The following is a 17,752-nucleotide window of genomic DNA, read 5'->3' as shown; positions in this document are numbered from 1 at the left end:
ACATAAATAGACAAACTTCATGAACAAAACATTTCACTTATTTGGGGAAAAGCCCTTTGAGACTTATGCCTTGCAAAAATTCTCCGACATTGCTTCAGATATTGATCGTATGAGCGATATTGAAGCGCTGATGTATAAATTCAGTTTTGACGAACTGGTGCAAAAAACCGTTACTGCCTACAAATTTAAAAACCTGGATATTTCGTTTGCGAATAAGATTGTTGACCTCGTTGACCGTCCTTATCGCGACCGTTCTAATTTTTACGCAGAATATTCGTTAGTGGTGACAGGCAACACGTATTTTTTAGGACTAAAACCCTTTCATGAATCTTACCTTCCCTTTCCGCTTCGTATTTCGGTAAAAGCAAATGTTATGAGTTTTGAAATTAATACCAATCATGATATGGAAGAACTGAGTCCAGGCGCAACAGCCCTCGTGAAACGCGAGTACGATCTCATTAAAAAATTCATTAATGACAGCGTTTTTAACATGAATCGAACAATTGAATTTTATAATTCAGAACTTGAGAAATTCATCATTCCTTTACTGGCAAATAAATTAAGAAAAGCAGAACGTTGCTTTAAGATGAAAGAAACGCTGAATTTTCAATAAGGGCTAAAAAAGAGATATTTGTGCAGGTGCCTGAAGGGGTGCCTGCATTTTTTTTGGTGCACCGGCAGGCAAGGCCAGAGGAATGGCTGCTTCAGCAACAGCAGTTGCAAGAATATGAAAAACATCTGTTTCGTAATCGCGGGACGCTACCACTACTTTGATAGTTCCTGCATGTTGTTCGAATAAATTTTTAACCAGTTGCGGAGAATTATTATCTCTTGACAAATGGGATAATAAAACATGACTCAACGAAGGAGAACTGTAATTTAAAAAAAGTTCGAGGGCTTGCGTGTTAGATAAGTGACCATGCGTTCCCATAATTCTTCTTTTTAGAAAGTAGGGATAATTACCTTCTTCCATCATTACCTCATCGTAATTGGCTTCCAGGAAAACAGCGTGACATTGTTTAAAATTATCGATCACATGTCCGCATACAGAACCAATGTCCGTTAAAACACCAATAGTGACGCCATTTCCTGAGACAATAAAACTATGTGGATCAGACGCGTCGTGAAATTTAGGAAATGCTGTAATTTCCAAATTTCCAATTTTTATAGTTTGATAGCCTTTAAATTCAAGGATCAATTCTTCATGCAACAGAAGCTTGCCTGAGATTAAAGTAGAGCGCGTAATATAAACCGGTAATTTATGTTTGCGTGAAAACACTTCAACACCTTTAATGTGATCGGAGTGTTCGTGAGAAATAAAAACCGCTTTGATTTTTTTTACGTCCAGGTTCATGCGCAAAAGTCTCTTTTCTACCTCGCGGCAGGAAATGCCAATGTCAACAAGAATAGCTTCATGTTCATTACCTACGTAATAACAATTGCCGTTACTTCCTGAATTGAGAGAGGCTATAAAAAGAGACATATTACAAAGAAAAGAAATTAAGCGGTTTGTGACTAAACATGTTATTAAAACTTGTAATCCCTGCAGGTTATTATAAAACTAAAAGCCATTAGCAAAATTAGCCGGACCAATAATCTCGTAAGAACTCAGTTTGATAAATTTTTTGCTGCGAAAAGCTTTAGCCAGATAGAGAATATTAACCTTACTGAACACATGCACAAATTCAAGATCTGCCCCTTCTTGTATAAATGCCTGCAGTTTTTTAAGGTGTTCTAACTTATACTCCAGTTCTTTGTAGATAACACGTTCACCGGTTTCGTCAGAAATTAACGTTAAGGTTAAACGTTCTTTTACAAATTCTATTTTCAATGAAAAGATTTCGCCGCCATTTTTATGAAAGATCTCTTCGTATGCTCTCACAGCGGTGTATTCGTTGGGATATTTTATACCGATTTTAGAAGGCTTGTCGCTATATAATTTTATCACCAGTTCCATGTCTCAAAAATACAAGCTTAGCAGGGAAAAGGAGGCTATGATTTGTAGCAATTGCGGCAGAACAGAAAGATTTTACGAACATAGAGTTTTAGATACGCCTTTCGCTTTTTTTAATTTGACACAGGATCTCTGTGTTTCAATCAAGGGCTTAACTACCTCAGTAGTTGTATTTTCAAAAACACACGAAAATTCCTGTAAAAAAAATAGAGATGCCTGGTAATTGCATTAAAAAATAATGTATTTTACCCGCGTTAATACCACTTAAAAATGAAGACGGCAGGAATTAGCGTACATAAAGCTAATCGGGATTGTATAAGAACCCTGTAAAAAATTCCTGTTCTATACCTTATGAAAAAACAAACTAAGACCTCTAAAGAAAACCCCAACACCGCCAATCCGTCTCTCAACTGGAAAAACAGAAGAGAAATGATAAGCAAATCCACCTCTATGGAAGTGGACCTTGAAAACAGGGAAGTTTTTTTTCATGAAGGTTTAAAGGAGCGTTTACAATTTGACTTTGGAACCACCAACATTGATCATCTTTTAGAGACCTACCTCGACGGAAATGATCTGCAAGCCGTAAAACAATCATTAAGTCTTGCTAAAGAAGGACTCGAAAAGCCCATTCCTTTTAATTTTACACACCCTTTAACAGAAAAGATATTTCGATTTGAATACCGTTACCAGATCGTTTATGCAAAATTTTCGTCGACACGATTACACGGATACTTGATAAAAGTTCGCGATAAGTCACCTGAAATAAATCGGGGAGCCGGTAAATAGCATCTCTTTCCTTTTATTTAGTCTTTTAGTGCATCTAAAATAAAATCTAAAATAAAATCTTCTTCGTTTTAGGCGCTGTATTTATTACGTTGCTCCCTAAGGCTTTGTCATCCGGCCTAATGGAGAATTCGCATCTCAAAACCTGGCAAACGACCTAACGTTAAAAATTTTACTAAATCGATTTAAGAGTTTATATTTGGGAGTATAAATCCAAAAAAATGAAGAAATCAATTACTCTACTTGCCTTATGCATTGTGTTTTGCATCGGAAAATCTTCCGCACAATCTTTTTCACCCATTGCTTTAACTGGCTATAATTTTGATGCTGTAGCAGAAGCAACAACTGCGCTGGCTACAACCAGCGGTCCTATAGACGGCAGTAATTATGTTTTGTACAGCGCCGCCTACGGAGCTCTTTATAGCTCGACGTACGGTTTGCCAAACAACGGTGTTATTACAAGCGGAACTTATAGTTACCAGTTGGCACCTTACACGGCCAACAACGTTTGTTTTACAACTGCAACTGTAACAGTAGATTCTTTGTCACTTGTAACCCCGGCTCCCTATTCAGGATTAAGCCTTTTATGTTTTTCAACGGAAGGAAACGGTACTATGACTGTAACCGTTAGATTTACCGATAATACAACCCAGGTTTTTACGAACCAGTCACTTTCCGATTGGTTTCAAAACAACGGTGTGCTTATTCTTTCTGACTTTGACCGTGTAAACAGAACAGGAACAACTCCTTCAAACGGTTCAGGAAGCAAAATGTTTGCGTTGAATCTTCCCATTACTTGTACCAATCGTTCAAAAAACGTAAAAAATGTAAAGTTTTCAAACGGTGGCACCCCGCGTAATGTTATTCTCGCTATTTCAGGAGCAGCCATGCCAAGTTATACGGCGGTTAGCACACCGGTTTCGTGCGCTGGTGGTATAGATGGAACAGCAAGTATTTATGCCACTGGTGGCACAGGTCCGTATACCTACACATGGTCTACGGCATCTGCTCAAACTGGTTCTATGGTTAGCAATCTTGGCGTAGGAACTTACAGCATTATTTCACAGGATGGAGGCGGAAGCGCCTGTGCTCTGATCACTACAGTAAGTGTTACGCAATCTTTAGTGGCACAACCCTCACTTTCGGTTAGTGCTAATTTTTATACCGTTTGCGCAGGAAAAAGCATAACACTAACAACTTCAGGTGCTTCTACCTATACCTGGAGTAACGCGGTAAACACGTCTACACAAGTTGTAAACCCTGGCACCAGCGCCACTTATACTGTTGGTGGATATACCTCACTCAATTGTTACCGTACGGGTAGCATCAGCATACAGGTGAATCCTTTACCGATCATTACTTTTACCATGCCGCCAACTATTTGTTTGAATGCTGCTGCTCTTCCTCTGGATGCAGCACCTCTTAATGGAAATTATTCTGGTACGGGTGTTAATACAGGTACTTTCTTTCCTAATATTTCTGGTATTGGAACAAAAACAGTTTCTTATACTGTGATCGATAACAATGGCTGCACAAGCAGTGTTACCAATACAATTGTTGTTAACGGACTACCGGTTGTAAATTTCACTTTGAGTCCTAATTCGCTTTGTGCTAACTCAGATACTTTTGTATTAACCGCTACACCATCTAATGGTACTTTTACGGGGCTTGGCGTAACCGGCTCGGTTTACACGCCATCAGTTGCAGGTGTAGGAACACAAACGGTAACTTACGCATATACTGATGCCAATGGGTGTACGGTTCAAAAACTTTCTTCTGTAGCTATTTACGGACTGCCAACTCCCGCTTTCTCTACAACCAAAAAAACATTCTGTGTGAATAGTGCAACCCTTTATTTAAATGCGCAGCCAATAGGAGGTATCTATAGCGGACCGGGTACTTCCAGTGTTGGAGTATTCTCTCCTACCCTTGCTGGTGCAGGAAATCATACGCTGGTTTACTCTTCTACAGATTTAAATGGTTGTGTTGGAAAAGCGCTTTACACAGTTACCGTAAGCACTTGTAGCGGTATAGGAGAGTTTAACTCTAACTTAAGTTCTGTGCTTGTTTATCCAAATCCAAACAACGGTGCCTTTACTATTAAGGCTACCAGTGCCATTGCTCTAAAAGTAATAAACGAGATTGGCCAGGTTGTTGCTACTCTTAGTCTGGACGAAAAAAACGCTTACGAAACTTCTGTTTCAGATCTTGCAAGTGGCATTTACTTTATTATTGGTGAAAACCAGGAACAACGCATTCAGCAAAAAGTAATTATTTTTAAATAAAAGGAGCAGGAATGCTCATAAATTAATAAGTTCCTGGAGGGGAACTAACAGTTAAAACTAAAAAGGACTAAGCTCTTCGCAACTTAGTCCTTTTTTTTTATGGGCCATTGTCGGCATCTTTCTATTTATTACATTAGTATTTTATTTAACATATAAATTTACACACATGAAGAAACTACTTTCCATCCTTTCAGCGTATGTGCTTTTTATTGGAGCTACAACTGCTCAGACATTTACTTTAAAAAGCAGTGATATTGGTGGCCAGGCTGCACAAAAGCAATTTTTTAACGGCATGGGTTGCAGCGGTCAGAATGTGTCGCCTCAACTCTCGTGGGAGAATGCTCCTGAAGGCACCACTTACTTTGCAGTAACCATGTACGATAAAGATGCTCCAACCGGGAGTGGTTGGTGGCATTGGGTAATTTTTAATATTCCTGCTACAGTTACAGAATTAAAATCAGGTGCCGGGGAAGTTGCAAAAAAACTGGCTCCAAAAGAAGCTATTCAAAGTATTACCGATTTCGGAAAACCAGGTTATGGTGGGCCTTGTCCTCCTCCCGGTGCACCGCATCAGTACCTGATAACCGTTTATGCCCTGAAAAGTAAAATTGAACTCGATAAAAACGCCTCGCCGGCCATGGTTGGATTTTACCTCAACAATAACATGCTCAGCAAAGCATCTATTGTGATGTACGCCAAACAATAAAATTTCATTTTTATAAAATAAAAAAAGCTCCACCAGGAGCTTTTTTTATTTCAATCAATAGATTTTTTAATTTTTAATAAGTTTTAAAATCTTTGTCTGCGTGTCGTCAGCACTGATGCGAATAAAATAAACTCCTGCTGGAAGGGCTGCAATGTTAAAATTCTGCGTCATCGCGTCACCCGAAAAATTTCGTTTTTCTTTGATAACTGTTTTGCCAATAGCATCCATAATTTCTATAGACGCTGTTGAATTAGAAGCAGACTGAATGGCAATTTTATCGTTAGCAGGATTGGGATAAATTTTAAACTGAGATTCTTTGGAAGTTTGTTTATCTATTCCCACACAAGCATTTACGGTAACATTCACTAACATAGGGCTTGACACGCATTCCCTAGAGTCTCTCACTTCTGCTGTGTAGGTAGTTGCGTTTTGCGGATACACGGTTACAGTAGAGGTGTAGTAGTCACTAATACTTATTGGCGGAGCATTCAAAGCTTCCATCCAGGTGTAAGTGTATGAAGAAGCTGGACCTGTAGCAAGTGTACTAACATCTACTATAGATAACGAGGTGTGATCACCTAAACAAGTTACGGGTGCTGAAGGAGTTACTGCTGCTGTAAATTGCGGAATTACGTTCACGCAAACTACTCCGGTACCTGAGCAAATAGCAGTACTACCAACCACCGTGTAACATGTGCTTGCAGAAGGACGCACATCTACCTCCGGTCCGATGGTCGGGCTGGTAAGATTAAAGGGGAACCAAATATACGTTCCTGCACCACTGGCTGTGAGATGCACGGGTTTTGAAAATTTCGGAGAGTTGCTTGCAATACACGTTGTAAGTGTAGCAGGTGAAGCTAAAATAACTACACTTAAATTTGGCATAAGCCCCACAGTAAAACTAGCCGCCGATGCGCAGGTGCCAGTGCCAGCTGTTACTGTGTAAATGCCCGGACCAACAGCTACCGACTGCTGTAAAACCGGGGAGGTAAAACTTGAACTGGTCCATGTATAATTTGCGGAACCAAAAGCTGTTAAAGTGGAAGTAAAGCCCGTACAAACTGCATTCGCGGTAGATACAATGCTGACGGTGGATAAGGGAGTGACGGAAACCTGAACCGTTTCGCTCGCCGCGCAATTTCCGATCGCGCTTGATACTGTGTAGATTGTTGTAACAGTTGGGGAAGCAATCGTATTCGGACCAGTGCTCCCAAATAAGGAAACCGTTGGTGTCCAGGCATAAGACGTGCCTGTGCTGCTTGCAGTAAGTTGAGTTGAATTTCCCAGACAAATGGCTGTACTTGTCGGGCTAACACTGATTATTGGATACGGGTCAATAACGATCACATTTGTGGTGTAAGAAAAGCCTGTGCTGGTTAAAAAGCCTGCACCAACCGTGTAGGTACCAGCTAAATTAAAAGAGATAGTGGTGGTTTGCGTAGAGGTAGATGAAAAAACCACCCCGGTTGAAGGTATCGCAGCCCAGCTATACATAATAGCGGACATTGTTCCGGTGTTGACAGAAGCCGAAACAACTGCTCCTTCACAGAGATTTGGCGCTAAAGTAAAACTCGCTTGTGAGTGTAATTTTATGAAGGATAAAAAGCAAATGAATGCAAGAAAATGTTTGGGATATTTCATGAGTTGTTTTTTTTGTGGGTCATATAATATTACGATTTTTTTTGAAACACTTTCTTTCTTAACTTAATTATTGCTTCACTACACGAACCAGCTGAGTGGTTTGACCCTTTATTTCCAGAGATAGAAAATAAATCCCGGCTGGCAGATTTTCTATTGTGAGCGTTTGTGGTTCTCCCTGCATTTCTTTTTTCTCTTCTAAAATCACTTGTCCGGTTATACTTATCATTTTTAAAATGGCATTTCCTTGTAATGAAGAATGTAGAACTATTTTATCGTTGGCCGGATTCGGAAACACCTGTAAAAATATTTTCTTTTGTTTTTCTTCCAGAGCGGTGCAAGTAATGAGGTCTACACAAATCACAGCCGTTCCTCCACAAAACTGACTTGTACCGGTAACCGTAAAACAGGTACTGATGCTCGGAGAAACTGCGGTATAAGGACCAACAGAATAGGTCATGCGTCCTGGCAGATAAGGTTGCCAAACATAACCTGGAGCGCCCGAAACATTTAAAGTAACAGGAATAATCGAATCATTATCGTCTTTACAAATGGAAGAGCGGCTTGCTGTTAAACTGAGACTTAAAGGGGCAGCCAGATCAATTATGAAAGAAGTAGAATCTTTACAATTTCCAATCGCGCCAACTAAAGAGTAAGATCCGGGTCCGGCCGAAATAGTTGTTTGAACTAAGGGACTTGCCATGGAGGATCCGGTCCAGGTATAATTTGCTGCCCCGAGACCTAGTAAAGTAGCGGAGTATCCCGGGCATACACTGCTGGTATTGGCACTTATAACAACATAAGGATAAGGATTAACTACTTGCGTAAAAGTTACAGAGCCCTGGCAGCCATCGCTGCTGGTGCCGGTTACCGTATACCCGGTTGTTACCGCTGGAGTTGCATAAGCCTCGTCGTACAGATTCGACAAAAAATAGAGCCCTCCAGAAGGACTCCATGTGTAAGAACTTGCTCCGCCGGCTGTAAGTGTTGCGCCGCTATTCACGCAGATAGGAGAAGCCGATGAATATAAAGAAAGTACAGGCAAAGGATAAACAACTATAGTTCGCGTGGTGGTGGATGTTGTGGTGCCGTCGTTAATGTCCAGTTGAATGGTATAAGTTCCTGCCGCAGGAAAAGAAATGTCGCTGACAGTAGCATTGGGCGAAGAAAATAAGGGTCCTGTTGATACAGAGGTCCAGCTAAAAGCATTGGCTGCAAGGTTTCCGGTTTGTGCAATAACGTTCACGGTATTACCCGCGCACAGGGTGGACGTTAAATTAAAAAAAGCTTGTGACTTTGCAGATCCTGGCATAAGAAAAAAGAGAGCCAGTGTTTTTAAAAACAAAAATCTAAAAATTGTCGCGGATTTCTTTTTGGGTAGTTGCATAGGATATAATTTTTCTGCCTGGCTCCCTGTTGTATTAAACACAATTAGGTTACAGGCTATTTTATTTAGTAAAATTACTTAATTTCGATGGGGAAAACTGATCGTTCAAACATTCAGGTCTCTATTTTCGCACATATTATTTTTAATATCTTCTTATGGTTCAAAATTCTATACTGCGCCTTGAAAAACAGACAGAGTTTCTGCCATATGTTGCCACAGAGGGAAACACCTAACACAGATTTCATGAGCTAAAAAAATTAAATTCGCCTGCAGCAAATGGACTAACGCACGGACGACACAGAGGCTGTAAATTGCGGCATTTCGAAAACGTTACCTGGAAGAGCGAAGCGATCTTATGAGTATTAGCGGATGTTTCTCGTAAAAGACTGCTATCTATTTGTGTCCTGTCAGCGTCAGAGTAATTTACGCTTAAGTACACAAGGGGCTTCTGTTAGCGCATGGATAGACTTTTATCAATTATCTGGCACTCTCCCTCGCGCAGGCAACATTTTTTTTACTTTTCTTTCTTGATGAAGAAAAGTAAAAAAAGAAATCAAGGCTGCATAAGGCTGGATATTAAATGTGCATGCGTAGTTGATTTTCGTGATTTTTCAGGACATTACATTCTAACTTCTCTACTTTTTGTATTTGACCGTATTATTGGCTACTAACTTAATACTAAGTCGATATTTATCAAGACTCGCAGTCACTGGTCTTAAGCATAAGACTCTTACTCTTTGCAATGGCTCTAAATTTGCGTAATTTTCATTCAAAAGAATTACACCACAAAAATGTCGCGTCTCGCCTCTAATAAAATAATTAAACTCATTTTTTTTGGGAATTATTTTTATGGTATTTGTGCCGTGGCGCTTTCTATTGAAAGTTCTTTGCAGCAACGGTATCCTTTAAATACTTTGCTTTATTATATTCTTGCTTTTTCTGCCACGGTAGTTTATTATACCAATGCTTACATTATGACGGAAGTTTCGGAGGACAGCAAAAACCTGCGTTCATCCTGGTATGCAAAAAACCGCACTGCTATGAAGAATAACCAGATCTTTTTTTTCGTGGTCATGCTGGCTTGCGCGTTTTATTTTTTAAGCGGACACTGGCGCAATTTTTTGAGCCTTCATTTAGCGGAATGGGCCCTGATGCTTGTTTTTCCTATTGTTTCGGCCCTCTATTATGGGGTAGAAAGCCGTTGGTTTGGTAAAATTAATCTACGGAACATTGGCTGGCTCAAACCTTTTATCATTGGTTTTACCTGGGCGGGGCTCGTAAATATTTATCCCATCTTATATTATTGTCTCGACAATGGTTTGCATTACGATCCCACCTGGATCGGTCTTTTTCTTTTTATTAAAAACTTTATGTACATCACGGTACTTTGCGTTTTATTTGACATTAAAGACTATGCGATGGATTACAACCAGCAGCTAAAAACAGTAGTGGTAAACCTTGGGCTTCGCAAAACACTTTTTTATTTTGTGATCCCACTTTGTGTTTTAGGATTGGCCTCTTTGTGGATCTTTGCTTCTTATAGAAATTTTTCAGAATTGAGAATTTTAATAAATACGGTTCCTTTTCTTCTGATCATACTTGTCGCTTATTCTATGCACATTCGCCGCTCTATTTTCTATTACCTCATCATCATTGACGGATTGATGCTGGTAAAGGCGCTTTGCGGGATAACGGGGATGTTCTTCTTTGATTAGACCAGGCGCATGTGCTAATTTTTTGCGAATTGGGAGAAAAACCTTAGTGAAAGAGCCATGCTTGTGATCCTTATTTTTTTTACTAGATTTGTTATTTACGTTAATTTATTTTTCATGAGATTTACTTTTATTAAATTTTTACCGCTTCTGATTTTCTTAGTCGGTGCTTTCTCTTTGAACGCGCAGAGCACTAAAACATCTAGTTCAAAAGTTGCTGCAAAAAATCCAGCTTCGTTTACAATTTCTAAAAGCGATTTTGAGCTCCTGTTTTCAAAAAAAGCAAAAGATATTTTGGTTTTAAAAAACAACGCGTTTTTAGATAAGTCGCTTGTGGAGATAAACACTTTAAACGGGGACATGAAATTTTTAAAACTCAAACTTTCTTATTTTCCAAAAGCCTATCTGATGGTCCAGATAAATGGAGAATACTCTACGCAGATTTTTATTTTATCGGACGATAAATCTGTTTTTTACAAAGGTCGCATCGATAAAGGCATTGTGACCATGACCAAATGCAACGAAGACGATATTGTATCTGAATAATTAAAAAAATTACCATGTTATCAAAACTAAAACTTCTGGGTCTTTTTATTGTACTATGTCAATTATGTTATGGACAAATTCCAATACTCAACAGTCAGCCTGCCACTACCAGGAAAGTTATTTACCTTGATTTTGACGGGCAGGTAGTTAGTGGTACGGCCTGGAATGGTGGGCAAGCGGTGAATGCCATGCCCTCTACAAAAAGCGCAGCCGAAATCACAACCATCTTTCAAAGAATTGCCGAAGACTACAGACCTTTTGATGTAAACGTTACAACAGACTCCCTGAGATTCAATGCAGCAACACCCAATACGAGAATTCGCGTTGTGTTTACACCAACCAGTGCCTGGTACGGCTCTGCGGGAGGAGTAGCATTTTTAGGAAGTTTTGTCTGGGGCGGCACACCCGGAACTCCCTGCTGGGTTTTTGAAAATCAATTGGGTTACAGTGTGAAAAACATGGCAGAGGCTGCCGCGCATGAAGTGGGACATACCTTAACACTGCGTCACCAAAGTTCTTATACTTCCAATTGTGTGAAAACAGAATACCATCCGGGTACGGGCAGCGGTATCACTTCCTGGGCTCCCATTATGGGTGTGGGTTATTCTAAAAATATTACCATCTGGCACAACGGCAAAAGCGCGACAAGTTGTAGTACCATTCAAAACGACCATGGCAATTCGGGCATTGGCATTACGAGTCCGGGTTATTTGAATTTTATTCCCGATGATGTAGGAAATACTTTGGGCACCGCGAAGATTTTGAATTTAACCAATATAAATCTTTTAGACTCTGGAATTATTACGCAGCCTACGGATATAGACGCTTACCAATTTACCATTTGCGACAACCGTTATGTAACCATCGGCGTTAAACCCTGGGCGCTTGATACCAACAGTTATCTGGGAGCTGACCTCGATGTGCGCTTCTTTTTATACAATGCCACAACTACTAGTGTATTGGCGGTAGATACAGCCCTTACAAAACTTAACACCCTCAGAGGTTTAACGCTTACACCCGGAACTTATTATTTTACAGTGGATGGCGGTCGCTCGAATTATTATTCTGATTACGGAAGCCTTGGTAAATATTATGTGAGCATAAAAGCAACCAATCCGCCGCAGATAGCAAACACAATAACGTTAAATCCACAGATCTGTGCGGGACAAACACTGCCCCTCACCTACAGCACAAACGGCGTTCCCACTCAGTGGCAATGGATTGTAAGCGGACCATCAGCAGGAACTTACAGTATTCAAAACCCCAACCATACCTTCAGCGCCGGAAATTACACCATTAGTCTTTTAGCGAACAGCAGTACTTCTACAAGCTGCGAAACTACCATGACTTTAACTGTTGGCAACACACCTACGCTAACGGTTAGCAATTTTACGAACATCTTGTGTCCGGGTAGAAGCACCTCTTTAACTGCAAGTGGCGCTGCTTCTTACACCTGGCTCCCAGGTGCCTTCGGAGGAAGTTTACAAACCATTACACCTTTCGCCAGTACAAATTACACGGTAATTGGAGCGAACGGAAGTTGTAGCGCATCTGCTGTCATACAGGTAACGGTTAGTCCAAATTTCACTCTATCGTTAGCTGCTTCCGCTACTACAATTTGTGCAGGAGAGTCTGTAACCCTTACCGCAAATGGCGCTAATGCTTATACCATGAATCCCGGAAATTTTAATACGAATAGTGTTATCTACACCCCTGTATCCACAGATACCTACATCGTTACCGGTAGAGTAAACTCCTGCAACAAACAAGTTGGAGTGCAGGTTACGGTTATAGATTTTGACATCACCCTTACAGCTTCCGATAGTTTGATTTGTTCTGGACAATCTGTTACGCTTAAAGCCAGCGGAGCAACGAGCTATACTTTTAATCCAGGCGCCTTAACAGGCAGCATGGTAGTGGTGAGTCCAACTACCGCAACTATTTATACGGTAACTGCAAAAAAATCTAACAAGTGTCCCGAAGACACTACCCTCCTGATAGAAATAGAGGACTGTGCAATAGCCACAGGCATTGAAAATAAAATGACGGATTCAGAAATTAAAATTTATCCAAATCCATCGCAGGGCAGTTTCTATATTGACCAGGAAAATCTAAATCAGAAAATAGAGATTTTAAATTCCTTAGGACAAATCGTTTACACTAAAACGCTCACAGAAAAATCCACAGAAATAAAGACCGAAGCCTGGCCAAAAGGTATTTATTTCGTTAAAGTTTATAGCGGTAATGGGCGCTTAATATCTGAGAGCTATCGGACATTTAAGATCTTCCTTGACTAAGGCAGAAGCATGACTGAAGAGACATAAGGGAACCAAGAAAAGACAGTAAACATTGCACAACCTGTGCTTTTGTTCCAAAAACACAGCTTTGCTTTGTTTCCTATGTGCCCTTTAGGCACATAGCTTTTTCTATCCCTTCTATGTCTTTATGTGTTTATTTTAGCCAACATTTCATTTTTACCGCTGACTTCTATTTTACCTTTTTCATAAACTCCAGAATCTCATCATAACGCCTATTCGAAGGATTATAAAATTGTGCGATCATCGGTACATGTTTTTTTCCTTTGATAAGTAAGAGCTGCGCCTGCGGCTGAAAAGGTTTTAAAGCCTCTAAAAAAGTCCCACTGTATTTTTTAATAGCAGGATAAGTTCTTTCCCCCACATAAGTTAAGAAGAGTGGTGATTTTTTGTCCACGAAATAAATGGGCGAACCTTTTTTCCAATTCACCGGATCTTTTGTAAAAGCCGGAAAATAAATACTGTCTTCTGCATTTTGTGATTTTTTTAAATAAGAATACATGTCCAATCCAAAAGCATCAATCAAGACAACACCTTTGAGTGTATTTTCAATCCCTTCAGCTTTAAAATAGGCGTTGTCAGTTGCTACCAAAGCACTTAAATGTCCGCCTGATGAATGTCCCGATAAAAAAATCCGGCTACTATCCCCTCCATAGTTCGAAATATTTTGCTGCACCCATTTTACTGCCTTTGCTGCATCGGTGCCCATTCCTCTAAAATCTGTCACTGCACTTAGTCTGTAATCTATAACCACCGTTACCACCCCTTTTCTGGCGAAACCCTTACCGAAAAATTTATAGGTCTTACGTTTACCAGATCGCCAGTTGCCTCCATGAATAAAAACAAGCACATCTGTTTTTGAACGAATCTTTTTCGGACTGTAGACATCCAGTGCCAGCTTATGTTCAGGAGAGAAAATAAGTCCTTTGCTCCGCGTCACGCAACTGCTAAAAAAAAGCGCCGTAAAGAGCGCGAGAATATTCTGAAGATTTACTTTTATCATAACTTATACCTAATGCTGAAACAAATCACTCTCTGCATTGTTTAACTTCTCTTTAATAAGTTCGCTTTCCAGATAAGTATCACTCCCATGTTTGTAAGCTTTAATACCTCTGTCGAATACGTTACTTTCTTTACTGATTTGTGAAACAAAAAGACGTTTCGCGAAAACTTCCGCAAAATTTATGCCTTCATGCGTGTAAACATTTTTAGCTTTAAAAGCCGAGAGAAGGCTCTTCCATTCAGGATAATAAATCCAGAAAAGGGGAACTGTTTTCTCAGTTTTTGAGTCGTAAACCAATGGCGCAATCCCAACAATGTACTTTTCGGTTTTTCCACTGTAACTATTCGTGATCCAATCTTCTTTTATCAAATAACTTTTGATATCATTTCCCATAAGGTATTTTTTGAGAGAAGCGCCTGATGCAACTGGCTCACCTTTCTCATCAAACGCAGGCATTGAAATGGAATCGTTTAACAGCAATAATGTTTTAAACGTCTTTTTATCTATCCTTGTTCTTGCTGCATCGTTAAAATCATCCGACGAAAAAACATGCAGACCTTTTTCAAAAACTCCAAACTTTATAATTTCAAGTAAACCCATGTCCTCACACTTGTTAGTACCATTTAAAACAAGTTGATTTTCGCGATTTTCAAGACTTACTGAACGCCAGATGCGAATGCCTTTTAAAACACGGTTGGGAGCTATGGAATCGGCCTTAAACCCGGGGGTAAATTTCGGAGCCTGAAAACATTCTTTTACAGAGTAGGTGTCAGCATAGCCATCGGGAGCTGCCACGCCTGTTTGCGCGGAAGAACAGTGAGCAATTCCAAAAAACCAGATGACTATACTTACTCTTTTTGTGATAAATTAAAACTACTAAATTCCGCTGACTAAAGGAATTGCGGCTTATTTTAAGAATCAAAAGTCCTAAAAAATTACCTATCTTTATGGCCTTAATTTTAGTATGAAAATTTCAAATAACTGGCTTAAAACGCTTATAAATACTGATATTTCTGCGGAAGAAACTTCAGAGCGATTAACCTCTTCGGGATTAGAAGTAGAAGGCGCCGAAACCTCTGAGAGTATTAAAGGTGGTCTTAAAGGATTGGTGGTAGGACATGTGGTGGAATGCAGTAAACATCCTGACGCCGACAAACTCAGTTTAACCAAAGTGGATATTGGAAGCGGAGAATTACTTTCTATTGTTTGTGGAGCCCCTAATGTGGGAGCAAATCAAAAAGTAATTGTGGCCACCATTGGCACCAAATTGTATCCAGGCGAAGGAGAGCCTTTCGAAATAAAGAAATCCAAGATTCGCGGTGCGGTTAGCGAAGGCATGTTGTGTGCTGAAGACGAAATTGGTCTGGGCAAAAGTCACGCAGGGATTATGATTCTTCCGGATAGCACTATTATTGGAACTCCTGCATCAGAATACTTCAAGGTAGAAACCGACACGGTTTTCGAAATTGGATTAACTCCTAACCGCAGTGATGCAGCTTCTCATTTAGGGGTTGCGAGAGATCTTGCAGCCATTTTAAATTCGCAGGGAACTGAAAAAAAATACGAAGTAAACATCCAGGGCCTTCACGAACTTGGCGAAGCTACTAACATTAACGAAGTAGAGATAAGTGTTGAAAGTCCTGAAGCCTGCAAACGTTACTCAGCACTGGTGATCACTGGAGTGGAAGTTAAGGAAAGTCCAGATTGGTTAAAAACCCGTTTACAGTCTATTGGTCTGCGACCGATCAATAACATTGTAGATATTACGAATTTTGTATTGCATGAATTAGGGCAACCGTTACATGCTTTTGATCTGGATAAAATTAAAGGAAAAAAAATAATTGTACGAACAGCTAAGGACGGAGAGAAATTTAAAACGCTCGATGATGTAGAACGCACTTTGAAAAGCAATGACCTTGTGATCTGCAATGAAAGCGAACCTATGTGTCTTGCGGGTGTTTTTGGTGGCGCCGACAGCGGAGTGACAGAAAAAACAACTTCCATATTTTTAGAAAGTGCTTATTTCGATGCAGGGTATGTGCGTCGTTCTTCTAAGCACCATGGACTAAAAACTGACGCTTCATTTCGTTTTGAAAGAGGAACAGACCCGGAGATAACGGTTACCGCATTGGTACGCGCGGCAAATTTAATTTTTGAAACTGCCGGTGGAAATCTAAGTATGGAAGTGAAAGACATCTATCCTGAAAAATTAGAGCCTTATAAAGTTGCCTTCTCTTATTCCAACTGTACGGAACTTATCGGAAAAGAAATTGACAGAACACTTATTAAGAATATCATCTTAAACCTGGGCATTGAAATCGAAAGTGAAGGCGCAGATGCTTTATTACTGCTCGTTCCACGCTATAGAACTGATGTTACGCGCGAGGCAGATGTGATTGAAGAAGTAATGCGTATTTACGGATATAACAACGTAGAAGTTAGCAAATCTATTTCTTATACGGCTTTTAATGAGTCTAAAAACTTTGATGTTGCTTTAGATTCACGCGCCGGTGCTGTGTTAGAAGGATTTGGATTTAATGAGATCATGAGCCTTTCTTTAACCAAAGAAAGCTATTATACGGAAGAAAGCAACACTATTAAAATGCTGAATCCATTAAGCGCAGATTTAAATGTACTTCGTGCAGATATGCTTTTTAGCGGGTTAGAAGCGATAGCTTATAATAGTAATCGTAAAAACCCGGATTTAAAGTTTTTTGAGATTGGTAAAACTTATCAGCAACCGAATAAAGAGGAAGCAAAGTATAAGGAACAAAAATATCTGACACTTTTTGTGAGTGGAAATTTATTCGCGGAAAATCCCTACGGTTTAAATCAAAAATCTGATCCGATAGCTATTGGATTTTCATTTTTAAAATCTGTTGTCACAAATTTATTGAGCAAGTGTGGCGTGAAGTCATACAAAAGTACGGAGAGTGCTTATGCTAATTTTGATAGCGGATTAACTTACCAAGTCAACACAAAAAACCTTGTTGAATTGGGATCGGTAGCTAAAAGTGTTCTGAAAAAATTCGGAATCTCTCAGCCTGTTTATTACGCGTGCATTAACTGGGATATGCTGGTAAAAGAGTTTTCGAAACAAAACATAAAATTCGAAGAGATCAGTAAATATCCTTCGGTGCGTCGCGACCTGGCATTGTTAATCGACAAAACTGTTAGCTACAAACAAATAGAAGAACTTGCATTTTCTACGGAACGTAAACTTTTAAAAGAAGTTAATTTATTTGATATTTACGAAGGTGAGAAGTTAGGGAATAAAAAATCTTACGCGGTAAGTTTTACTTTGTTGAATACGGAGGCCACCTTAACGGACAAACAAATTGATTCGGTAATGGATAAATTAATTTCCAATTACAAAGAAAAATTAGGCGCTGAATTAAGATAGGGCATAAAAAATTGTGGAAG

At 39.7% G+C, this 17,752-nt stretch carries 15 protein-coding genes; 9 read left to right on the top strand and 6 right to left on the bottom strand.

Features of this window, described 5'->3' with window-relative positions; translation table 11 throughout:
• Nucleotides 1–19: 19 nt before the first annotated feature.
• Nucleotides 20–613, top strand: coding sequence for a hypothetical protein (locus CNR22_15240; GenBank protein PBQ33075.1), 594 nt, complete (start codon nt 20–22; stop codon nt 611–613).
• 3 nt (nt 614–616) lie between these two features.
• Here CNR22_15240 and CNR22_15235 read toward each other — a convergent pair whose 3' ends face one another.
• Both CNR22_15235 and CNR22_15230 read right to left on the bottom strand, forming a co-directional pair.
• Nucleotides 617–1,483, bottom strand: a complete 867-nt coding sequence (locus tag CNR22_15235) for an MBL fold metallo-hydrolase (GenBank protein ID PBQ33074.1) — start codon at nt 1,481–1,483, stop codon at nt 617–619.
• A 78-nt stretch (nt 1,484–1,561) separates the two neighbouring features.
• Nucleotides 1,562–1,957: a hypothetical protein gene (locus CNR22_15230; protein ID PBQ33073.1), complete on the bottom strand. Its 396-nt coding sequence runs from the start codon at nt 1,955–1,957 to the stop codon at nt 1,562–1,564.
• On the opposite strand from CNR22_15230, the gene CNR22_15225 reads away from it, so the two are divergent.
• The 4 genes from CNR22_15225 (at nt 1,956) to CNR22_15210 (ending at nt 5,728) form a co-directional block, all read left to right on the top strand.
• A complete protein-coding gene (locus tag CNR22_15225; protein PBQ33072.1) occupies nt 1,956–2,177 on the top strand; it encodes a hypothetical protein in 222 nt (73 codons plus the stop codon). The genes CNR22_15230 and CNR22_15225 overlap by 2 nt on opposite strands.
• 128 nt (nt 2,178–2,305) lie before the next feature.
• Nucleotides 2,306–2,740 (top strand): hypothetical protein, encoded by a 435-nt coding sequence (locus tag CNR22_15220; GenBank protein PBQ33071.1) that lies wholly within the window; start codon nt 2,306–2,308, stop codon nt 2,738–2,740.
• Nucleotides 2,741–2,958: 218 nt separating this feature from the next.
• The gene (locus tag CNR22_15215) at nt 2,959–5,022 is read left to right on the top strand and encodes a hypothetical protein (GenBank protein ID PBQ33070.1); all 2,064 of its coding nucleotides are present in this window, start codon (nt 2,959–2,961) and stop codon (nt 5,020–5,022) included.
• A 166-nt stretch (nt 5,023–5,188) separates the two neighbouring features.
• Nucleotides 5,189–5,728 (top strand): YbhB/YbcL family Raf kinase inhibitor-like protein, encoded by a 540-nt coding sequence (locus tag CNR22_15210; GenBank protein PBQ33069.1) that lies wholly within the window; start codon nt 5,189–5,191, stop codon nt 5,726–5,728.
• A gap of 66 nt (nt 5,729–5,794) precedes the next feature.
• On the opposite strand, the gene CNR22_15205 is transcribed toward CNR22_15210, so the two are convergent.
• Together CNR22_15205 and CNR22_15200 are read right to left on the bottom strand one after the other, a co-directional pair.
• Entirely contained in the window at nt 5,795–7,369 is a 1,575-nt protein-coding gene (locus CNR22_15205; protein ID PBQ33068.1) for a hypothetical protein, read from the bottom strand.
• Nucleotides 7,370–7,436: 67 nt separating this feature from the next.
• A complete protein-coding gene (locus tag CNR22_15200; protein PBQ33067.1) occupies nt 7,437–8,795 on the bottom strand; it encodes a hypothetical protein in 1,359 nt (452 codons plus the stop codon).
• Nucleotides 8,796–9,544: 749 nt separating this feature from the next.
• On the opposite strand from CNR22_15200, the gene CNR22_15195 reads away from it, so the two are divergent.
• From CNR22_15195 to CNR22_15185, 3 genes are read left to right on the top strand one after another with little or no spacing between them, the layout of a single operon-like run.
• Entirely contained in the window at nt 9,545–10,468 is a 924-nt protein-coding gene (locus CNR22_15195; protein PBQ33066.1) for a hypothetical protein, read from the top strand.
• 57 nt (nt 10,469–10,525) lie between these two features.
• On the top strand, nt 10,526–11,011 hold the full coding sequence (locus tag CNR22_15190; GenBank protein ID PBQ33065.1) for a hypothetical protein: 486 nt from the start codon (nt 10,526–10,528) through the stop codon (nt 11,009–11,011).
• Nucleotides 11,012–11,025: 14 nt separating this feature from the next.
• Complete coding sequence (locus tag CNR22_15185) at nt 11,026–13,308, top strand: hypothetical protein (protein PBQ33064.1); 2,283 nt, start codon at nt 11,026–11,028, stop codon at nt 13,306–13,308.
• Nucleotides 13,309–13,498: 190 nt separating this feature from the next.
• Here CNR22_15185 and CNR22_15180 read toward each other — a convergent pair whose 3' ends face one another.
• Complete coding sequence (locus CNR22_15180; protein PBQ33063.1) at nt 13,499–14,329, bottom strand: esterase; 831 nt, start codon at nt 14,327–14,329, stop codon at nt 13,499–13,501.
• A 9-nt stretch (nt 14,330–14,338) separates the two neighbouring features.
• Nucleotides 14,339–15,124 carry a hypothetical protein gene (locus tag CNR22_15175; GenBank protein ID PBQ33062.1) on the bottom strand — a complete coding sequence of 262 codons (786 nt, stop codon included), beginning with the start codon at nt 15,122–15,124 and terminating at the stop codon, nt 14,339–14,341.
• A 169-nt stretch (nt 15,125–15,293) separates the two neighbouring features.
• Between CNR22_15175 and CNR22_15170 the strand changes: the two genes are divergently transcribed.
• The gene (locus CNR22_15170; GenBank protein PBQ33061.1) at nt 15,294–17,732 is read left to right on the top strand and encodes a phenylalanine--tRNA ligase subunit beta; all 2,439 of its coding nucleotides are present in this window, start codon (nt 15,294–15,296) and stop codon (nt 17,730–17,732) included.
• The last annotated feature ends 20 nt before the right edge of the window (nt 17,733–17,752 follow it).

The sequence above is a fragment of the Sphingobacteriaceae bacterium genome (assembly GCA_002319075.1).
Classification (GTDB): Bacteria; Bacteroidota; Bacteroidia; order B-17B0; family Aurantibacillaceae; genus Aurantibacillus.
This window is presented reverse-complemented; position numbering and strand designations above follow the sequence as displayed.

Bases quoted from the DNA above. Each gene is read 5' to 3' on its own strand.
- CNR22_15240 (PBQ33075.1), top strand. From the start codon at position 20: ATGAACAAAACATTTCACTTATTTGGGGAAAAGCCCTTTGAGACTTAT.
- CNR22_15235 (PBQ33074.1), bottom strand. From the start codon at position 1,483: ATGTCTCTTTTTATAGCCTCTCTCAATTCAGGAAGTAACGGCAATTGT.
- CNR22_15225 (PBQ33072.1), top strand. From the start codon at position 1,956: ATGTCTCAAAAATACAAGCTTAGCAGGGAAAAGGAGGCTATGATTTGT.
- CNR22_15230 (PBQ33073.1), bottom strand. From the start codon at position 1,957: ATGGAACTGGTGATAAAATTATATAGCGACAAGCCTTCTAAAATCGGT.
- CNR22_15220 (PBQ33071.1), top strand. From the start codon at position 2,306: ATGAAAAAACAAACTAAGACCTCTAAAGAAAACCCCAACACCGCCAAT.
- CNR22_15215 (PBQ33070.1), top strand. From the start codon at position 2,959: ATGAAGAAATCAATTACTCTACTTGCCTTATGCATTGTGTTTTGCATC.
- CNR22_15210 (PBQ33069.1), top strand. From the start codon at position 5,189: ATGAAGAAACTACTTTCCATCCTTTCAGCGTATGTGCTTTTTATTGGA.
- CNR22_15205 (PBQ33068.1), bottom strand. From the start codon at position 7,369: ATGAAATATCCCAAACATTTTCTTGCATTCATTTGCTTTTTATCCTTC.
- CNR22_15195 (PBQ33066.1), top strand. From the start codon at position 9,545: ATGTCGCGTCTCGCCTCTAATAAAATAATTAAACTCATTTTTTTTGGG.
- CNR22_15190 (PBQ33065.1), top strand. From the start codon at position 10,526: ATGCTTGTGATCCTTATTTTTTTTACTAGATTTGTTATTTACGTTAAT.
- CNR22_15185 (PBQ33064.1), top strand. From the start codon at position 11,026: ATGTTATCAAAACTAAAACTTCTGGGTCTTTTTATTGTACTATGTCAA.
- CNR22_15180 (PBQ33063.1), bottom strand. From the start codon at position 14,329: ATGATAAAAGTAAATCTTCAGAATATTCTCGCGCTCTTTACGGCGCTT.
- CNR22_15170 (PBQ33061.1), top strand. From the start codon at position 15,294: ATGAAAATTTCAAATAACTGGCTTAAAACGCTTATAAATACTGATATT.